At 73.1% G+C, this 566-nt stretch carries 1 protein-coding gene; it reads right to left on the reverse strand.

Annotated elements, in window-relative coordinates:
- Positions 1 to 566: NAD-dependent epimerase/dehydratase family protein (locus GJ693_RS16600; protein WP_156257294.1), on the reverse strand; the 566-nt coding region annotated here is incomplete at both ends.

The following is a 566-nucleotide window of genomic DNA, read 5'->3' on the forward strand; positions in this document are numbered from 1 at the left end:
CAGCAGCCGGCCGAGCAGGCCGCCGCTGCGGTCCAGCACGAGGCCGGTGCGCAACAGCACCGTGCGCACGCCGAGGCGGCTGGCGCGCAGGGCGGCGGCTTCCCAGGTGCGGCAGACCCGCGCCGAGAAACAGGGCCGGCCGGTGGCGGTTTCGTCCAGCAGTTCATCACCGCGCAGGCCGTAGATGCCGATGGCCGAACCCGACACCAGCACCGCCGGCCTGTGGTCCAGACGGGCGATGAGCGCGATGACGTCGCGGGTCACGGCCAGGCGCGACCGGATGATGCGGATGCGCTTGGCCCTGGTCCAGGGCCGGTCCGAAATCGGCTCACCGGCAAGGTTGACGATGGCATCGATGGGGCAATCGCTGGCAATTTCGGTCAGGCGGCTGACCATCCTGACCTGGCCGTTGCCGACCCAGGGCCGGGCGCTGGTGGTGCGGCTCAGCACGGTGACATCATGGCCGGCCGTCGCCAGCGCCGCCACCAGCCGGCGACCGATGAAGCCCGTGCCGCCGGTGACCAGCACGTGCTGCCGCCCGGGCAGGCCGGCGGCCAGCCCGGCGG

Origin of the sequence: Sandarakinorhabdus oryzae, from assembly GCF_009733735.1 — a bacterium.
Classification (GTDB): domain Bacteria; phylum Pseudomonadota; class Alphaproteobacteria; order Sphingomonadales; family Sphingomonadaceae; genus Sandarakinorhabdus; species Sandarakinorhabdus oryzae.